The organism is Paenibacillus sp. FSL k6-2145 (assembly GCF_037976585.1).
Taxonomy (GTDB): Bacteria; Bacillota; Bacilli; order Paenibacillales; family Paenibacillaceae; genus Paenibacillus.
The window spans coordinates 287502-306645 of the sequence record NZ_CP150267.1 but is presented as its reverse complement, the minus strand read 5'-3'; the positions used below and the strand labels follow the sequence as shown (position 1 = coordinate 306645).

The window sequence follows — 19144 nt, the reverse complement described above, 5'->3', positions numbered from 1 at the left end:
ACAGACCGGGTATTCTGACCGTAGTGTTTAATAGGCGTCACACCATTCGGAGAGCGAAATTACTCCGGGGTGTGGCGTTTTTTTATTACTGGGAACCCATCCAATACAGGCTTGTTATTATATCAATTTCACCAAATTATGGTATGTATCCATATCTTGTGCGTGGTCATGAATGTTCAAGTCCACGGGCAGGACTATAGATGTGATTTGGTAGATAGGGATTGAAAATAAACAGTTATTATGTAAAATAATGTTATATTCAAATCTAGCAGTTGAATAGATATTTTACACGAGAACGTAGAGGAGGGATAGCTCATGAACAAGAAAAGTAGATTTCAACGATTAAAATGGGTCGGTACAGGGATGTTGCTCAGTCTCGTATTATTTGCTCTACCTGCATCTGCTGCATGGAATGATACATATCAGGGTTACGCGACGTATACGGGCTCAGGTTACTCGGGAGGTGCGGTGTTGCTTGATCCCATCCCGGCGGACATGAAGATTACTGCACTTAATCCGTTCCAACTCAATTATAACGGTGTCAAAGCCGCTTTAGCGGGAGCCTATCTCGAGGTGCAGGGTCCTAAAGGCAAAACAACCGTCTATGTAACAGACCTCTATCCAGAGGGCGCCAGCGGAGCGCTGGATCTCTCACCGAATGCCTTTAATCTGATCGGTGACCCAAAAGCAGGCAAAATCAATATCAGCTGGAAAGTGGTCAAAGCTCCAATTCAAGGCAACGTCTCCTATCGGATCAAGGAAGGCAGCAGTCAGTGGTGGGCAGCCATTCAGGTTCGTAATCACAAATATCCGGTGCTGAAGTTCGAAGTGAAACAGAAGGATGGTACGTGGCTCAATCTTGAAAAGCAAGACTATAATCATTTCCTCGGAACCGGACTGGGCAAAGAAAAACTAAACGTTCGTATTACCGATATTCGCGGTCAGGTATTAAATGACACGATCCCGGCTCTGCCTAATGATGGGTCAGGCGGTGCATATATCGTACCGGGCAATGTACAGTTTCCCGATTGACAGATATACGGAAGGTGTTATAAAAAGAAGTATGGTCATAGACGTATTCTTAACGAAAAGTCGTACACTGTACGGCTTTTTTTGTATACGAAAAGAGGAGAATGTACCGTATGAAAAAAAGTTTGCCTTCATATCAGACAACACATCCCTATTGGAAACAGTATCAGGCCTTTTTCCCGGAAGAAGTGAGGTTAGGAAAGCATACAGCTCCTGAGGAAGAATGGTGGGAGTCAAATGGGGTTCATCTGCATATCGATCGCTTGCCTGCGCCGGAGTCTTCAATCAAAATTTTGTTCATTCATGGTGCGGGGGGCAATGGCAGGTTGCTCGCTCCGTATGCCCGCATGTTGCAGCGACATGGATACGAGGTGGTATCGCCAGATCTTCCGCCGTATGGGTTAAGTTACGCAATGTCTGGTACACGTATTAACTACGAACTTTGGATAGAGCTACTTGTGTCACTCATCGAACGGGAACACAAAAAAGATGGCAAGCCAATCGTTGTATTGGGAAGTAGCATCGGAGGGATGCTTGCCTATCACACCAGTGCACGCAGCAAGCGCGTTAAGGGTCTGATCGCAACTACATTTGTAGATACGAGTAACCCGGAAATGCGTGATCAGCTTGCGCCGAATCGTCTGGTGAGTCGGGCGGGAAAACGGATGATGGATCTGTTCCCTGGTCTGCTGGATCATGTACGTATTTCGGTCAAACAGGTATCCCGAATGCAACTGATTACTAATAACAAGGACTTAACCCGGCTTATTATGGATGATCCACAAGCGGCAGCTACACGTATTCCGTTGGAATTATTAAGAACATTCCTTAATAAAAAACCGGAGGTAAGCCCGGAACAGTTCAACCAGTGTCCGGTCCTGTTGGTTCACCCTGAACTGGACCCCATGACACCGATCAGGTTCAGCCAATCTTTTTTTGATCGTCTGGTGGTGGACAAGGAATGTGTGATCTTGGAAGGGGCAGGCCATTTTCCTATAGAGCAGCCAGGACTGAACCAGATGGAGGTAGCGGTACTACGATTTTTACAACAAATTCAATGATGACCACAGGCCAGGCTACTACTGCTTCGCATAAGATAGTTTACATATCCTAAGTACGGAAAACACCTCCCATTAAGGGAGGTGTATTTTAATGTTTTTGATATGAACTGCGCTACCTCCAACCTGAATCTGTGTGATTTCATTGGAATTGTCCAAAGTTAATCTGGCTCGGATCTCAGAGGGGCGGTTCATGGTATACCCTTGTCTGATCGTGTACGTGTGATGATGAGGATCTGTGAGTTGGTTGTACTTGTATAAATAACAGAGCATTGCACCATTGGATGTGCCTGTTGCGCTCTCTTCCGGTATATCATAAAGCGGTGCAAAATTACGGCATTCTGCCAGAACGTCCATAACATCTGATTCGAGTGTAAACACGTGATAACCTATGGCATGATGAGCCTTGCTTATTTCAGTGATACGCTGGAAGTAAGGATCGATTTTGGTCAGAACATCAACATCTTTAACGCCTATCATGATATCGGGTAGCCCGGTAGACACAATCTGTACAGGTAGCTCGGAATGCAAATCCTCCATAGAAATACGTAACGAGTCGGCAATCTGCTGTCGATCCACGATCTCCCCAAACTCCGGCAACGTCTGAGACAGATAGACTTCTCCATTGACTGCGATATCAACTTTAAGAATTCCGGCCAGTGTCTCCAGTGTATATGTACCAACATTAACGAGCTGCTGTGTCTTCATTAGATAAAATAAAGCAATTGTGGCATGTCCACATAGATCGACTTCATCACTTGGGGTGAAATAACGCACTTTGAAATCAGCCTGATCCGAGGGCATAACAAATGCAGTCTCTGAAAAACCGACTTGTCTGGCAATCTCCTGCATCTGGGTCTCAGACAAATGCACAGCTTTTAAAACAACACCTGCAGGGTTTCCGCCATGAGCCTTGTCCGAAAATGCATGTAATGTACTTACTTCTACTTCCATCGTGTTACCTCGCTTGTTCAGTTATTGGATTAAGATTTAACGTAATCGATAATCGATATTATATCATGATTATTGAACTGGCTTGTGAATCCCAAATTGTTGTGAATTTGAATGAATAGGTCAAGTGATTGCTGGGAAAGGGTAATGATGGAGGAGAGCATAACGATAATCCAATGGAAAGGCTGGGATCTCTAATGAAAGCAATTGTGATTGAGGAATTTGGTGGAGCGGAACAATTGAAAGAAAAGGAAGTAGCCAAGCCAACATGTGGAGTGAATCAGGTGTTAATCCGAACGCATGCCACGTCGGTGAATCCGGTAGACTTCAAAATCAGACAAGGTGATATGAAAGAAGCAGCGGAGAATTTTCCGTTGATTCTGGGCGGCGATGTTGCCGGTATTGTGGCTGAAGCAGGCTCAAATGTCACGCGGTTCAGAGAAGGTGATCGGGTATTTGCGCGTCCGCGTCAATTCGGAACTTATGCAGAATATGTTGCTGTTGATGCAGACATTATTGCCCGTATACCGGAGAACTTGAGCTTTGAGGAAGCGGCAGCGATCCCCTTGGCTGCGATGACCGCCTGGCAAGCACTTGTGGATCACGGACGTTTAGGCAAAGGGCAGAAGGTACTCATTCATGCTGGTGCAGGTGGTGTGGGAACGTATGCCATTCAGATTGCCAAGTCCCTAGGTGCTGAAGTGGCTTCCACGGCAAGTGAATCAAACGAAGCATTGCTTCGCTCGTTGGGTGTGGATCATTTTATCAACTATAAAAAAGAAGATTTCTCGGAGATTCTCTCCGGTTATGATGTTGTGCTAGACACCATGGGCGGTGATATTCAGCGTAACAGCTTCAAGGTGTTAAAGTCTGGCGGGCATCTGGTATCCTTGGTGGAACAACCGGATGAGAAGCTTGCCAAGGAAGCCGGAGTAACGGCCAACGTCTTCATGATGGAGCCCAAAGGGGATCAACTGGATCAGCTGGCTGAACTGGCTGCGGAAGGCAAGCTCAAATCGATTATTGATGGAACGTACCCGCTAACTCAACAGGGAGTACGGGAAGCACATGAGAAGAGTGAAACCCATCATTCCCGCGGGAAACTGGTTATTCAGGTGCAATAGAATTCATTAACTGGTAGAAGTATGTGGACTCATGAGTCTGATACAGATTGAACCAGGCCTGTAATGTTTCTGGTGTATAGACATTCAACAGCTTTAACACATGCATCGTAAATTCTAACGGAGCTATTCCAGATGCAGTAACTACATTTCCATCGGTTACTGCTGGCTCCGTTTCATAATATGTTTCTCCAGTATAATCTGGGCATATGATCTTCAGGTATTCTAAATCATTGCTTGTATGGTGTCTGGAATCCAGTATCCCTATTTTTGCAAGTGCAACTGTGGCACCACAAATCGCCGCAATAACCGTACCCTCTTCTATAGAGGCAGCAACTTTTTTTAATAGAGGATCATGGATGGTGTCCATCCAGGTGTTTCCTCCTGGAAGAATAATGACGTCATCACCTTTCAATGTACATTCATCAATAGAAATATGGGGAAGGATGTTCAATCCGCCCATGGTAGTTACCGGATGTTTATCTACACCTACTGTTACGACCTGCAAAGGCGTGATCTCTTTCCTGAAATACCTTCCCGAGTTAAGTTCAGCAGTTAAATAACCTACCTCCCAGTCTGACATCGTATCAAATACATATAGATATACGTTCCTCGTTTGCATCATACACTCTCCTTTTGTTATTTATGATTGATTGGATTACTCTCGTATTATAAAAAAACTTCACTGACAACTATGGTCAGTGAAGTTTATAAATTTGATATTTAACAGATAGGGACTGCTCCCCAATTGTGGTGGAATAAGATATAATAGGAGAAATTTATTCCATTCTGTGCATGAGGTGATTAGGATGTCCAACGAACTCATTCAAGCCATTCAGTTGTTAAAAGAAAAGAAGTGGGTGGATCTGACCCATACATTTGGACCGGACTCCCCACATTTTTCAGCTTTTGAAGCAGCACATTTCGATACGTTGTTTGATCACAATCAAGGTTTCTTTGCCCAGAGCTTCAAGTTCCCGGGTCAGTACGGGACGCATCTCGATGCGCCGATCCATTTCGTACGTGATACCCGGTATCTCGATGAGTTGGGTTTGAAGGAGCTTGTGCTACCGCTTGTGGTCATTGACCAGTCCGCTGAAGTGCAGAATAATCCGGATTTTACACTGGATGTGGAGCATATTCTTGAATTCGAAAGAGAGCATGGCGTGATTGAAGCGGGAAGTTTTGTAGCCTTACGTACCGATTGGAGCAAACGCTGGCCTAACCATGAAGCATTTGATAACAAGGATGCGGAGGGCAACAGTCATGCACCCGGATGGTCGGTTAGTGCGCTCATGTTTTTATTTGAGGAGAGAAAAGTACAAGCCATTGGGCATGAAACCTTTGACACGGATTCAGCGGTGGATTATCAGAAGAATGGAGCACTTCTGGCAGAATATTATGTACTTGCTCAGGATACATACCAGGTCGAGCTGTTAACAAACCTGGATCAGGTGCCGGCTAAAGGCGCTGTTATTTTCAACATTGTACCCAAAGCGGAGAAAGCTTCTGGTTTTCCAGTCCGGTCTTTTGCCATTTTGCCGTAAAACTAGCTAGATCAAAAGCTATAAGATAAATCAGGCACAGAACTCAGAATGATACTTAAGTAGACAGCCGGCTAAATAGTCGGCTGTTTTTCAGTTAAGCTAACGGGCAGGTTAGTTGAACAAGAGTGAATAAAAAATCTGCTAAAATTGATAAATGAGTGGGATTAGGTTATTTGTTAAAAAATCTTTAATCTTTTTTTATATAAAGTTATCGATTCTTATTCTAAATTGTAATCTCCCCACTTGCACATAGTTTGAAGGATTGGTAAAAATCCCTTACCAAGAGGGGTTAAACAATATTCGACTCTTGGTGGAACCTCTTTATAAATTTCACGATGTAGGAGTCCGTCACTTTCTAACTCTCTGAGCTGCTTCGTTAGCATCGATTGCGTAATATCCGGAAAAACACGATTTATCTCCCCAAACCTTCTAGTTTCCTCAGCAATATACCATAAGATCGATAATTTCCACTTCCCTGCAACTATTTTTTGTACTTTATTTAGTCCACAATCAGACGAATACTTGTTGTTGTGATACATATTTTCCCCTCCAAAATAAATATACAGGCTCTTAGAAGCGTGTAATAACTCATTAGTATTGTTTTTTATAGTATGTTCTAAAAATGATCGTACTTGTTTAAAGTAAGATACTTTAATAAGATTACGGAGCGAAACAATATGGTAATTATACTTTATATATGATGGAGGAATAAAGGTTGAAATCTTTGGAGATGAAAAAATACAATACGAGTGCGATTATGGCAGCTTTGCTTATATGTGGTTTTTTCGGCTATCTAAGCGAAACTGCCATCAATATTGCAATGACTAATTTGATGGAAGTATTCCAAATCTCGGCTGCGACGGTACAGTGGTTAACAACGGGCTACATGTTGACGATAGGCATTTTAACGCCAATAAGCGCAATGTTGTTGCAGATGTTTTCTACGAGAAAGCTCTTCACAGTTTCGCTCATCAGTTTAATCGTGGGTACATTAATCGCGGCGTTGGCGTTAAATTTTGAAATGTTGATGTTCAGTCGAATTTTACAGGCAGTAGGCATGAGCACCTTGATCCCACTATTGTTCAATACAATTCTCGTCATCTATCCGCAGAATAAACGGGGAGCGGCGATGGGGTTAGTCGGGCTTGTTACCATGTTCGCCCCAGCGTTCGGACCGACCTTTGGGGGGCTGGTAGTTGGATATTTAACATGGCAGTATATTTTCTGGTTCTCACTTCCATTTTTAGTCGTAGGATTGTTGATGGGGTTGAAGTATTTGGAGAACGTTACTGATGTCAAAAAGCAGCGGATTGATTTACTGTCTGTGTTGTTGTCAACGATTGGATTCGGCGGAGTTGTTTTTGGCTTTAGTCAGGTAGGCGAAGGATCTGAAGGCTGGGGGAATCCGGTTGTGATCACTTCAATCATTGTCGGCCTCATTGCACTGGTGCTGTTCGTGTTGCGTCAGAACGTTATGAGTAGTCCGATGATGAATCTGAGCGTGTTCAAGTATCCCATGTACGTTGTTGGGCTGATTCTGGTAGCGTTATGCCCGATGATTTTTATGACGACCCTGATTATCCTGCCGATGTTTTTGCAGACGGGCGCCGGATTGTCTCCGTTCACTGCGGGACTCATGCTTTTGCCGGGTAGTGCGCTTTTCGGTCTCCTCTCCCCGCGCATAGGGCACTTATTCGATAAACATGGGCCAAAATGGCTCGTTATCCCCGGATTCGTGATCGTTTCAGTCATGTTATGGTTCTTCACTACGCTATCTCCTGCTTCTTCAATCGCCTTTATGGTGGCTGTGCATATAGGGCTCTCTATTGGGACAGCCTTGATCTTAATGCCTGCTCAAACGCACGCGCTAAATCAATTGCCGCCAGACTTGTACCCGCACGGTACGGCAGTCATAAACACATTGCCACAGGTTACGGGAGCGATTGGAATTGCTGTAGCTGTCAGTATCCTTATGGACGGTATGGATAAATACCTGCACGGCTTCTCGGCTCTTGCCAAACAGGTCGAGATGGCAAACGCGATGTCGGCAGGAGCATACAACGTATTCGTGTACATGATTATCCTGGCCCTAATTGGCTTGGTCACAGCGTTCTTCATTCGCCGCGGCGTAGTCAACCGTAAAGAGGTGCATTCGCACCATTAATGTTTTGTCAGCGAATCTTATCGGTGCCTATGAAGAACGTTCACACAAAATGGTAGGGAACTTTATTTATCCATAAATACAAAAAAGTGTACTAAGGCAATTTAAATTGCCCTCTTCCAAAAGATGAGCAATGATTTTATTCTAAAAGATGAATGTAACAAAAACAATCAATACAATTCAATCATATCCAAATAAGCATGGATTTATCAAAAGCATTATGTGAAGAAACATCGAAAAACAAGAGGAGGTTACACTAATGACTACTAAATCTTTTCAAGAAGTTGTACGCTCTCGACAATCTGTGCGTCAATTTCTCTCTACACCCGTTAAGGAAGAAGTGATTCGTGAGGTTCTCGAAGATGCTCAATATACACCGTCTAATTGCAATACGCAGCCTTGGAATGTTCATATTGTTTCAGGTGATAAGAAGGATGAATTGAGTGAAGCTTTGTTACGCGCGAATGAGGAAGGGAATCATACACCAGATTTTACATTTGATATGAACGCCTTTTACGGCCGATATGGCGAACGCAAAAATACGCATGGAAAAGCTTATTATGAATCACAAGGAATAGCACGAGAAGATTACAAAGGTCGCAAGCAGGCAGCTGCACAAAATTATAATTTTTTTAATGCACCCCATGTTGCTTTCTTATTTATGCCTTCATTTGGAGATAATGTGCGTGTCGCATCTGATATTGGAATGTATGGTCAGTCATTTCTACTAGCGCTTGAGGCACGTGGGATAGGCGGTATTCCCCAGACAGCATTAGGCTTTTCTGCTGATACTGTCCGTGAAGTTCTTGGAGTATCGGGCGAACTAAAATTATTATTTGGAATATCATTTGGTTACCCAGACAAAGAAGCACCAGTAAATGGTTTGCGGATGGGTCGTGACTCAATCGAGGACAGTGTGACATTCCATCGATAAACAAAATCTATAAATTGGTTATATAATCAACAATCCCTTCTTCAAACTTAATTGGAGGACTACAGGCTGTGCTGGAACAGATTTCGGTTAAACGTTTCATGTTTAATGTTTAATGGCACAACCAGTGGTAAAGAAAACTTTGATAAATTACTGGACACAGCCATGGAACGGAACATTCCTCTATACGCCATTCAGCAGGGCATGTCCTATAAGGCTGATAAGGAGACGAGTTTACATTTTATAGCTCCAGATCTGGCACACATGGAAGTAGAAGCTTCAGGCAGTTTGCCTGTGTCTGAACACCAGAATCATGATTCCGTTGTCTTTTTGCTGGAAATGGCCGGGGCTTCCTTGTTGTTCACCAGGGATATGGATGCTGCGGCCGAACAGGACCTGCTCTATATGATTCAAGATGGCTCATTGGCGGCCCAGTTTGAACAGAAAGGTGCAGATCTTGGAGTTAATGAGGGGGGTGCACAAAGGGTACTTATACATCCGTTGCAGATTAATTCAAATGATGCATCAGCTGTGACTTAAACCATAAGAAGATAAATTTTCACCTATATGTGTGCCGGAAATTGCTTTAATTTCCGTTGTTTTTTGCTTTTCGGAACACAAACAGAAGCATAAGTTTGTCAGGAGTCGAAATTGGAAACATAAAGTTGCCGTGGGCCCCCAAATAGATTGATATTCGAGTATATAGCGAGCTAATCTATAGGGGTTCTTTTGCGTTAAGCTAACAGGCAAGTTAGTTCAATCATGTCGACAGTATCTTTTAGAAATTCACAAAGGCAGTAAAGTATGAGAAGTATGTGGAATAAATATACAACTTTATCTTATTTGGAGGTTGTAAAATGGTGTTCCCGACACATATTGTATCTGCAGGTGGAATTGTAGAAGATGGAACTGGAAATATCCTTTTTGTAAAAGCCCATGACGATGGTTGGGTGTATCCTGGTGGGATAACTGAAGTAGGATAAAACCTGATTGATGGTGTCATCCGTGAAATCAAAGAGGAAAGTGGAATAGATGCCACGGTTAGTTAATTGATTAGTGTTATTTCGAATACAGCAATCCATAAGTGGTATGACGGTGTGACTGATGTCCCTACGAAGGTCATGTTTGATTTCGTGTGTAAAGCTGTGAGTCGAGAGTTAGCTACTTCTAATGAAACGAGCGAATGCAGGCGGGTTCCAAAGGAAATTGTTCTGAATTTGATTACTTCACCTGGAATCCGCATGCGATATGAAGCTTATTTGAACTTTAACGGCTCTGTGAATTATATGGAGTATGTCACTGCGTCAACGACAGAATTTAATGTCAAGCTTCAAAGAAGTGTTTAGTTGTACGAGGGATCGTGTATTGAACTAACGGGCAGTTTAGTTTAACCAGGTACTTAGATTGAACTGGGCGCTTTTGTACAGTGTGAAGAAGTGATCAGCTAATTGAGTTGGCAATGAGCTCAAGCTCGGTTACAACTTCATCAAGCGGCTTCCTGGTATCGATCTCAACAGTAGCTCCAGCACGTAAGAGAGGCTCAACACTAGCGACGTATTGTATAATTTCTTCACGTTGTTCAACCGTTTTTCCATATTCGTTCGTCTTACGGGAAGTTATACGTTCAAGGATTACTTCGAGGGGGGCGCTTAACAACACTACCGCATCAAACCTCGGGTAAAACTTCCCCTGATTTGATACACAACCCGAAATGAATAAAGCACCTTCGCTATGTTCAGTGAGCAGCTCATCAATTCGATTCTCGTGCCATAACCACCCAGAATCATCCACATTCTCACTCCAACCATCATAATCGGTGTCGATAACTCTATGCCCCCTATGAGCAAGTTCGCCCAGAACCGTTGATTTACCTGTACCCGACATTCCTGTCACCAGAATTATCGCCTTCTTTTTTGATATTGAGCCTGAAGTATTTGTCATATTTTCACTCCCTTTATAAGAAATTCCCTTGGACTAGATTAACACATAAAGGCAATAAACTGGCAACAGGTAAGTAAACTTATCAGGAACCAAGTCTAGCTAGGATTTGATTTATTAGAAGCATAAATGTGTGCTTTGGCAAACTTATGGATTAACTCACAACTAACTAATCTAAATAATTCACTTTTGTAAATAGCAAGGGAGGCGTATTCCGCCTCCTTTTTATGTTGTTACTTTTGATCCGAGTGAGGATCTTGATTAAATCTTTGAGAGATTTTTTTCTCTGTTTTCTTACGCCGTATCCAGCGCTTGAGTAAACCTTCTTCTTTGCGTTCTTGCAGTGTTTCCTTCAAACCTTGAATCATAAATTCCGATCTTCGTCTGTCATCCCGACTAATCTCGCGTAATTCCTTAATAAATTTGTCGTCCATATCTGCCTCTCGCTTATTCAGGATAATTCCATTATACCGAACGTACGTTCTTTTATCAAGTTTTTCCATTACGAATGATTTTCGAGACCAATATAGTGAAAAGAAGCACAGGAACAATGCACGGCATGTGTGAGAATGGTACTAGAGGGTTTGATAATAATCCGCCTATGAATGACTGTATGAGGTTGAGAAACGAGAGGATGGAAGGAGCAATTCATGATGAAGCAGAGTGAAGGCAGATCGTGGTTACTCATTTTGATGCATGGAATTCTGGGGCTTGGGGCGATTGTTGGAGGCGTCATTTTAATCATGGACCCATCCGGAAGTATGGTGAATTTGCCCGAATCTTTGTTGAAGAATTCTCCATTTGCCAGTTTTTTGTTCCCAGGGATCATCCTATTGCTGGTCCTTGGCGTGATGCCTATAATGATTGCTATCTCGCTTTTCCGCTACGTTCATTGTGGGCAGGGTGAGAGACTGAATCTCTATTCTGACCGCTACTGGGCCTGGACTTTTTCCTTGTACACGGGTTTTGCTCTCATCATCTGGATTATGGTGCAGGTGTACTGGATTCAGGATGTCTCTATTATTCACTTGGTCTATTTTGCATGGGGAGTTAGTATTCAAGTTGTGACCTTATTGCCTGCTGTACAGCGAATCTATTCTAAATAAATTGCTTGTATATTGAACAAACGGCTGCCGAAAGATTCGTTAAATGATTCTTTTGGCAGCTATTTTTTATGGGCATCGAGATGATACGTGTTGTTGTAGTCATGTTGTCCACATGTTCCTTGGACTGAAAAGGGCTCGGATAAATCTAAATCATATTGACAAAGAACTATTATCCTCGCATACTTACGTAATATACTTTATAAAGTGTATTTATTAACAGGAGAAATAAGCACATATGAAGAATATCGCAAAATCATAAATCCGCATGAAACAGGGAGGTAAGTATGGATGGTATACGTTATTATGGCAGTTATAATATGGGCAGGTACCTATGCCAGTATGGCCTTGTCAAAACAACCGATTGAAGTGAAGCCTGTGAAGTCAATGGATGATTTGTTTGAGTGAACAAAGTAGCTCTGCCGATTTCGATCCAGTGCCAGCACGATGGAACTCATGTGTTCGATTAAGGCATTATGTTATGATATGGGGTGAAATGACATCCATACCATTGCTTTGGCTCAATTGAACCAGAGTAGAAACGAGAGGGTTATGAAAAAAGCCAACGCTACAATGATGAAATACATCAATATGAATAATGTGCGTGAAGTCATGCAGCAGATTGAGACGGCGACCAAACCGCAATTAGCTTCACTAACCAATCTTAGTGTTGTTACCATTAATGCGCTGATTCAGGAATTATGTGATGGCGGAGAGTTGTTCCAGGATAAAGTGGTTCCCTCTAACGGTGGTCGTCCTGCTCAGGCTTATCGATATAATTATAACTTCAAGCTTGCTTTGGTTCTTTACATCAAAGAGATGAAAGGCCAGGAGTTGATTTCGGCAACGGTCATGAATCTGGAGAATAAGGTTGTGCTGAAGGAAGAGAGCATCTTGCCTGCTTTTGATAAACAACATGTGCTGCAACTTATCGCGCGTTTCGTTGCGGAGTACCCTTCCATTGATATGATCGGCATCGGTATTCCGGGGCAAGCCGTGGATGGGGATATCACGGTGAGCAGTCATGAAGAGCTTATCCATTCACATCTGATACGGGAGATCGAGAGCGAGTTCCAACTGAACGTTCTCGTGGAGAATGATGTTAATGCAGCGATTAGCGGATACTGTACATTGCATGCGGATATGAAGGAACAGAGTGTAGCAGGAATTTATTTTCCGAACCGATACCCACCGGGTATGGGCATGATGTTGAATGGACAGATGATCCGCGGGAAAAACGGGATGTTTGGTGAGATCAAGTATCTTCCATATTCACCTGATTGGAAACGCGACATGAGCAAAGATGATTTTGTAGTGCAGGTATGTCATATTCTGCAAACGATTAATGCCGTCGTTGCCCCGCACCAGATTGTCATTTATCAGGAACGTGTGGAGAGAGAAGAGCTGGATTTGGCGTGGCAAAAGTACGGGGAGGATCATCCCATGCCGTCGTTGCCGGAGATTGTACATCAGGACTCGTTCCAACATGATTTTGATGCTGGGTTACGAGGAATGGTGCTTCAGGCGTTGAAGTCAGGCATTCTATCAGAAGCGTTATAACCCCACAGGCCATGTCTGTGGCTTTTATTTTATAAGCTAACTCTTGTAGAGGAGGATTCATGATGCGTGAAGAAGAGAGAATCATGCAGGGCATGTTGTTTAGTCCAAGTGATCCGGAATTAAAGACCATCAAAAGGCGGGCCCATAATCTCAGTCAGCGTTACAGTCAGACCTTTGAAGAACAGACTGAGGAAAGGAATCAGATATTGCAACAGCTACTGGGGCAGATCGGTGAAGGTGGATTCATGCAAGGCCCCATCTTCTTTCATTATGGTGTGCATACCCGGATAGGCGACCACTTCTTCGGTAATTACAATCTGACGATACAAGACGACGCGCAAGTGACGATTGGGGACTATACCAGTTTTGGACCCAACGTTACGATTGTTACCCCCGTTCACCCCATGATTGCCCGTGAGCGGCGACAGATGTTGGACCAGAACGGTGATGTGAAGTCGCTATGTTATGCCAAACCGGTCACGATTGGAAACGATGTATGGATCTCGGCAAACGTCACAGTGTGCGGAGGCGTAACGATTGGAGACGGATGTGTCATCGGAGCGGGTAGTGTGGTGACGCGTGATATTCCACCGCATTCTTTTGCGGCAGGCGTACCATGCAGCGTTATTCGCAAAATTACGGAAGCGGACAGCATGCGGAATTACCCCGATGTTCTGGCAGATTGCCGTGTGCTGGAAGAATAAAAAAGGCTGCCATCAGGATCAAATACATGATCCTGATGGCAGCCTTTTGTTGTAATACGTTTACTTTGAAGCGTTATAGTTGCTCAAGAATTCTTTTACTTTTGCAGGATCAGCTTTCAATTCATTCCCGGTCTGAACGAGCGGGCTTACTGTAGAGTATGCTTTAAGTTTGTTGTTCTTGTAGAAACTCAAAATCTCATCCTGATTAATGGAGTACAGCACGGCTTTTCTCAAGTCGCTGCTCTTGGCAACTTCACGATTGGCCGTGTTGAACAACAGATAGGAGACAGCGTTACTTGGCAGACTTTGCAGTTTCAGTTTGCTGTCATTTTCGATGATGTCATACTTGGTTTCAGGTACACCGTAGTATAAGTGAATTTCACTGCTGCGAAGAGCAGAGAGGGCGCTGTCTGCATCCGCGATGAATCGGACGTTAACCTGAGCAATTTTTGGCTCATCTTCCGTGCCTTTCCGGTAAGCCGGATTTTTTAAGAATACACCTTCATAGTCATTTTTATAAGACAAAATATAAGGTCCGCTAGTATAAAGGGTGTTATTGTATGCTGCGCCTTCAGTCACCGTGTTCTGATCACCGTAAGGAATATCTTTGTTGACGTCAAAGGAAGCTACATCATATGTGTTGATGCTCTCCACCTGTTTTTTGGACACGATACCCGCAGATTGGTGAGCCAGGTAGTTCAGTACTTGCGGGAAAGGTTCAGTTGTTGTCAGTTTAACGACCTGATATTTACCTGCGCTATTATCTGCTTTGGTTTTGTCAGTCACGAGTTCTGTAATTTTACTGCCCAATCCTTGTTCCAATGCTTCGAGGATTGTGCCGTTACCGCTGGATTGTTTAATGGATTGTAATGCACTCAGATCCGTTACAACCTCAGCTTCTTTGATGTGTTCATGCAGACTGTACGTCCGGTGATCCGGAACGGAATCTTTATTTTTAGCACGATCCAGGGAGAAGATCACATCATCTGCACCGACACGTTCTCCTGTATCTACAGCTTTTTTGTTATCAATCTTCGCAAAGTTGATATCGTCTCTGAGAATGAAGTAGTAGTCCGAATTACCTTCAGCAATACTGAAATTATGGGACAGTGATCCTTCTGCTGTCAGCTGATCGTCATCTGTCAGGTTAACGAGACGTACATACATATTGGTGTTCAACTGGTTGATGGAACCGTCGTTTCCTTTGATTGGATCAAGGGAAGTCAGTACGGATGCACTTTGCGTCAGAATCAACGGGTCTGTGGCATTTTTGGAGCTGTCCTTGAACTCAATCGGTTCCCAAGCCATGGCGCGGGATTTGGAGAGACGAACAGTGTCGACATTCAGAATGTCTTTGTTCACAGCCTGACTTTTCAGGGAAATGTACAAAGGTGCGATATACGCCTGATCCGTTACCAAGCGATCTTCCAATTGTTTGTACGTGTCTTTGTATTCATCTGGAGTTTGAGTAGCTGCCTGATCGATGAGTTTATCAAGTTCCGCATCTGCAAGGATACTGTAATCTCCACCTGTTTTGAAAAGGGAACGTACCGCATAATCGGGATTTCCCGTTACCGTTGTCCAGCTGGACAAGGCAATGTCATAATTCCCTGCATCTTGCTGGGATTTGAAGCTGCCGTAATCCGGCTGCAGGTTCAGCTTCACATTGAAGCCGTTTTTGGTCAGTTGGTCGCGGACAATGTTTACATCATTTTCAGAAGAACTCATGGCGAGCAGTTCAATGTCAGCCGGTTTTTGTGCAGTTTCTGTTGTATCCGCTGGTACGGTCTCCGCCTGGGATTCGGTTTTTGTTTTTACACTGCAGCCGGAAATCACAATGACGAGAATTAATAGCAATGAGATCAGTGTACGTTTTTTCATGGGATTACCCTCCATATCTTGAATGTGTGATGTGTGAATTCTTTTTTTTCTATATCATTCATTTCAACAAATCATTTAGGCCTTTTCCAGCTTGGGATCAAGCGCATCACGCAGACCATCACCGAGGAAGTTAAACGAAAGGACCAGCAGAATAATAGCCAAGCCTGGATAAATCGCCAGATAAGAGTGGGTCTCCAGGTATGTACTGCCGAGCTTCAGAATGTTACCCCATTCCGGAATATGCGGCTCCACGCCGAGTCCCAGATAACTCAAGCTGCTGGTAGCGATAACAGCTCCACCAATCGTGAGTGTGGACTTGATAATCATGGGCGCAAGGGAGTTGGGAATAATGTGTTTGAAAATAATCGTACGATTGTTGTACCCCAGTGCACGTGCAGCTTCCACAAATTCAAAAGTGGATACATAGAGCACACTGGCTCTCATCGTACGGGCGTAAGTTGGAATTGAACCCAGACTCAGCGCCAGAATGAGATTGACCGTATTGGCTCCAAACGCCGCAATAATGGCAATGGCGAGCAGAATTCCCGGAATGGCATAGAGAATATCCAGCAGCCGCATGATGATGTTATCCGTATGCCTTCCGTAGAAGCCGGAGAATGCTCCGAGGACTCCGCCGATCAATACAGGAATGATGGTCGACATGCAACCTACGATTAAGGAGATCCGGGCACCAAATACAATCCGGGAAAATAAACATCGTCCGAAGTCGTCCGTTCCCAAGGGATACGCAAGGGAAGGCGGTTGAAGCAGAGCCGAGTAGTTATTTTCCACAGCCATGCTGTAGTCAAAGGTAAAAAAGCTGCAGATCGATATCGAGAACAGAAAAATGATAAAAAACAAACCGGACATGGCAGTCATATTCGGAGCAAGGCGCTCCCACAGATCGTTCCAGAAGTTTGATTTTTGTTTCCCCTGTCTGCGAATGCGTCCAATGATGGAAATGCCGAGCAATAGTGCAAATACATTACCAGTGATCGAGGTCAGAATCAGTATTACACTGACACCGATCATCCAGCGAGGGAGGATAGAGGTCGCGTTATATCGGGATACGATAATCAGTACGACCAGGTCGATGATCAGAATAAATATGAGCACCGCCATGGCTGGCAGAAAGTTATCAGCCACATAGGGTTTGAAAACATTTAACGCAGATACACCGATGACGAACAGCTGAGTTAACAGCATATACACCGCAAAGGTATACTCCACATTCCTCGCTTTTCGAATCAGGTGAAAGGCTGCCGTTACGATAAATATATTGCCTGAAATGATGGCAAGTAGCTGAACCCAAGCTAACCTGCGAGTTAGAACAGAGACCGTACCGGTACGGATCAAGTCTTTTCGAATCCGAAGGGTGATGACACTTTGGACCAGTGTGAAGAATACATAGATCCCAAGTATCGTTAGCAGAAATGGTTTGAACGTCTGTCCGCTCCAGTCATAACTGTTGAACAGCAACAAGGCAGTCAAGAGAAGGGACGTGATCCAGGCGAAGCTTGCCTGACTGTATTCTCGAGAAGACTTAAGTCGGAAACGCATTTCTTGTGTTAAGGAAGAGTTTGTCATAATACACCTGCTTTAAGAGGTAGTTCAACACACACTTTAATATTGTTTCATCTTGGAGCGCACTCTTGGATCAATAAAAGCGTACAGCAGATCAACCGCTACATTGATAATGGAGATTGTAATGGCTGTGTAGATTACTCCGCCCATGATACTCGGAATATCGGGGATAAATTGTTTATCCACAATGTAGCTGCCGAGACCGCTGATATTAAACACTTTCTCCGTCACTGCTGCCCCGCCCAGCATGGCTCCGAATTGAAGTCCAACCACCGTTACAATTGGAATCAATGCATTACGTACAGCGTGTTTCAGCATGACCTGACGTTCGCTTAACCCCTTGGCGCGGGCAGTCATGACATAATCCTCATGAATGACTTCCAGTGTAGAAGACCGGGTCATCCGTGCCACCGCAGCCGTAAGTCCCGTGCCCAGCACAATGGTTGGCATAATGATCGACAGCCAGTTCTGCGGGTTGAAGGTGGCGGGAAGCCACTGCAGTTTGATCGAAAAGTTCAGAATGAAAATAAGTCCTTGCCAGAAATTCGGGATCGATAATCCAATCAGAGCGATAAACATAAATGTATAATCGAACCATGAATTAGGCTTAATCGCTGAGATAATACCGATGGGTAATGCAATGACAAGTGCTAACAGCAGGGAGATGACCGCGAGGGTCAATGTAATCGGAAACTTCCTTGCAATCGTTGCTGTTACGTCTTCATTTCCTGCAAAAGACTTGCCAAGGTCGAAGAGAGCAACTCCCTTAATATTGTTCCAGAGCTGTGTAAGATAAGGCTGATCCAAGCCATACACCTGATTGAATGCTGCAATCTGTTCCTGCGTTGCTGTCTCTCCGAGAATGTTGGCTGCCGGGTTGAACGGAGACAGATACAAAATCGTAAATACGAGTGTTGCTACGCCCAGAATGACAAATACCGTCATCAGTATTCTTTCAAATATGTACTTTAGATAAGGATTTCCATACAAAAACAGGATGCCATACATCAGACAGCCGGGAATAATCGATATCGCGAAAAACCATGGTTTGTTAATCAGTGAGTGGAACGTATCAGCCATTGTAAGACGTTGATTTCCTTGTTCCTGAAGTATGCGGGATGTCCGCTCCTTCAACTCTGCCTGAACACTTTCTTCCAACCATTCCTCGGTCTGACGCTTGAATTCTCCCTCACTGACCTGCTGCTGGAAAAAACGATGTTTGCGACGCAGTTGTTCTTCCACTTCCAACTTCAGCTTGTTCCGGTAGGAAGAAGCGAGCAGTTCTTGCTCAGCTGCCTGCCTGGCAGCTACCCAGCCGTCATTTTTTCGATTCGAACGCCATATTAGAAACACGACCAGATTGATCGGTAATCCAAGAATGAACAGAACATATCGGTAGGAAGGATGAAGCAGCATTTTGCCATAAATAAAACTTAAATTGTGCACCAACCGCGAGAGTCTGCTGCCTTCTGCAAGATTCAAACCAAGCGTGCCTCCTTTCATTCAGGTTTAAATTGCATTATTCCGATTGATATAGTATATATTATTTATGGTCTAAACAATTGTCAAGGAATTA

Annotated in this window: 19 protein-coding genes; 11 read left to right on the top strand and 8 right to left on the bottom strand. The window is 43.8% G+C overall.

Features of this window, described 5'->3' with window-relative positions:
- Nucleotides 1-315 precede the first annotated feature (315 nt).
- Both NZ043_RS01335 and NZ043_RS01330 read left to right on the top strand, forming a co-directional pair.
- The gene (locus tag NZ043_RS01335) at nt 316-1032 is read left to right on the top strand and encodes an expansin EXLX1 family cellulose-binding protein (RefSeq protein ID WP_091028013.1); all 717 of its coding nucleotides are present in this window, start codon (nt 316-318) and stop codon (nt 1030-1032) included.
- Nucleotides 1033-1142: 110 nt separating this feature from the next.
- Nucleotides 1143-2090: an alpha/beta hydrolase gene (locus NZ043_RS01330; protein ID WP_091028015.1), complete on the top strand. Its 948-nt coding sequence runs from the start codon at nt 1143-1145 to the stop codon at nt 2088-2090.
- Between the two features lie 72 nt (nt 2091-2162).
- On the opposite strand, the gene NZ043_RS01325 is transcribed toward NZ043_RS01330, so the two are convergent.
- Entirely contained in the window at nt 2163-3041 is an 879-nt protein-coding gene (locus tag NZ043_RS01325) for a PhzF family phenazine biosynthesis protein (RefSeq protein ID WP_091028016.1), read from the bottom strand.
- 194 nt (nt 3042-3235) lie between these two features.
- Between NZ043_RS01325 and NZ043_RS01320 the strand changes: the two genes are divergently transcribed.
- Nucleotides 3236-4162, top strand: coding sequence for an NADP-dependent oxidoreductase (locus NZ043_RS01320; protein ID WP_091034773.1), 927 nt, complete (start codon nt 3236-3238; stop codon nt 4160-4162).
- Here the strand turns inward: NZ043_RS01320 and NZ043_RS01315 are convergent.
- Complete coding sequence (locus NZ043_RS01315; RefSeq protein ID WP_091028018.1) at nt 4146-4781, bottom strand: type 1 glutamine amidotransferase family protein; 636 nt, start codon at nt 4779-4781, stop codon at nt 4146-4148. The genes NZ043_RS01320 and NZ043_RS01315 overlap by 17 nt on opposite strands.
- Nucleotides 4782-4968: 187 nt before the next feature.
- Between NZ043_RS01315 and NZ043_RS01310 the strand changes: the two genes are divergently transcribed.
- Nucleotides 4969-5706, top strand: a complete 738-nt coding sequence (locus NZ043_RS01310) for a cyclase family protein (RefSeq protein ID WP_091028019.1) — start codon at nt 4969-4971, stop codon at nt 5704-5706.
- A gap of 218 nt (nt 5707-5924) precedes the next feature.
- Here NZ043_RS01310 and NZ043_RS01305 read toward each other — a convergent pair whose 3' ends face one another.
- Nucleotides 5925-6245 (bottom strand): winged helix-turn-helix transcriptional regulator, encoded by a 321-nt coding sequence (locus NZ043_RS01305; RefSeq protein WP_091028020.1) that lies wholly within the window; start codon nt 6243-6245, stop codon nt 5925-5927.
- Nucleotides 6246-6436: 191 nt separating this feature from the next.
- Here NZ043_RS01305 and NZ043_RS01300 point away from each other — a divergent pair, with 191 nt between their 5' ends.
- The 4 genes from NZ043_RS01300 (at nt 6437) to NZ043_RS01285 (ending at nt 9781) form a co-directional block, all read left to right on the top strand.
- Nucleotides 6437-7870, top strand: coding sequence for a DHA2 family efflux MFS transporter permease subunit (locus NZ043_RS01300; protein WP_094030641.1), 1434 nt, complete (start codon nt 6437-6439; stop codon nt 7868-7870).
- Between the two features lie 256 nt (nt 7871-8126).
- On the top strand, nt 8127-8801 hold the full coding sequence (locus NZ043_RS01295; protein WP_091028023.1) for a nitroreductase: 675 nt from the start codon (nt 8127-8129) through the stop codon (nt 8799-8801).
- A gap of 105 nt (nt 8802-8906) precedes the next feature.
- Nucleotides 8907-9338 (top strand): hypothetical protein, encoded by a 432-nt coding sequence (locus NZ043_RS01290; protein ID WP_091028025.1) that lies wholly within the window; start codon nt 8907-8909, stop codon nt 9336-9338.
- A gap of 317 nt (nt 9339-9655) precedes the next feature.
- Nucleotides 9656-9781 (top strand): hypothetical protein, encoded by a 126-nt coding sequence (locus NZ043_RS01285; RefSeq protein WP_339310297.1) that lies wholly within the window; start codon nt 9656-9658, stop codon nt 9779-9781.
- A 457-nt stretch (nt 9782-10238) separates the two neighbouring features.
- On the opposite strand, the gene NZ043_RS01280 is transcribed toward NZ043_RS01285, so the two are convergent.
- Nucleotides 10239-10739 carry an AAA family ATPase gene (locus NZ043_RS01280; RefSeq protein ID WP_091028027.1) on the bottom strand — a complete coding sequence of 167 codons (501 nt, stop codon included), beginning with the start codon at nt 10737-10739 and terminating at the stop codon, nt 10239-10241.
- 230 nt (nt 10740-10969) lie between these two features.
- A complete protein-coding gene (locus NZ043_RS01275; protein ID WP_091034774.1) occupies nt 10970-11170 on the bottom strand; it encodes a hypothetical protein in 201 nt (66 codons plus the stop codon).
- A gap of 216 nt (nt 11171-11386) precedes the next feature.
- Between NZ043_RS01275 and NZ043_RS01270 the strand changes: the two genes are divergently transcribed.
- From NZ043_RS01270 to NZ043_RS01260, 3 genes are all read left to right on the top strand, one after another.
- A complete protein-coding gene (locus NZ043_RS01270) occupies nt 11387-11842 on the top strand; it encodes a hypothetical protein (RefSeq protein WP_133385745.1) in 456 nt (151 codons plus the stop codon).
- Nucleotides 11843-12391: 549 nt separating this feature from the next.
- The gene (locus NZ043_RS01265) at nt 12392-13399 is read left to right on the top strand and encodes an ROK family protein (protein WP_091028035.1); all 1008 of its coding nucleotides are present in this window, start codon (nt 12392-12394) and stop codon (nt 13397-13399) included.
- A gap of 59 nt (nt 13400-13458) precedes the next feature.
- Nucleotides 13459-14103: a sugar O-acetyltransferase gene (locus NZ043_RS01260; RefSeq protein WP_339310294.1), complete on the top strand. Its 645-nt coding sequence runs from the start codon at nt 13459-13461 to the stop codon at nt 14101-14103.
- 60 nt (nt 14104-14163) lie between these two features.
- On the opposite strand, the gene NZ043_RS01255 is transcribed toward NZ043_RS01260, so the two are convergent.
- The 3 genes from NZ043_RS01255 to NZ043_RS01245 all read right to left on the bottom strand — a co-directional run bounded on the left by NZ043_RS01255 (nt 14164) and on the right by NZ043_RS01245 (nt 19071).
- Nucleotides 14164-15984: an ABC transporter substrate-binding protein gene (locus tag NZ043_RS01255; protein WP_339310292.1), complete on the bottom strand. Its 1821-nt coding sequence runs from the start codon at nt 15982-15984 to the stop codon at nt 14164-14166.
- A gap of 75 nt (nt 15985-16059) precedes the next feature.
- Nucleotides 16060-17571 (bottom strand): ABC transporter permease, encoded by a 1512-nt coding sequence (locus NZ043_RS01250; protein WP_091028042.1) that lies wholly within the window; start codon nt 17569-17571, stop codon nt 16060-16062.
- A 36-nt stretch (nt 17572-17607) separates the two neighbouring features.
- Nucleotides 17608-19071: an ABC transporter permease subunit gene (locus tag NZ043_RS01245; protein ID WP_091028045.1), complete on the bottom strand. Its 1464-nt coding sequence runs from the start codon at nt 19069-19071 to the stop codon at nt 17608-17610.
- Nucleotides 19072-19144 lie beyond the last annotated feature (73 nt).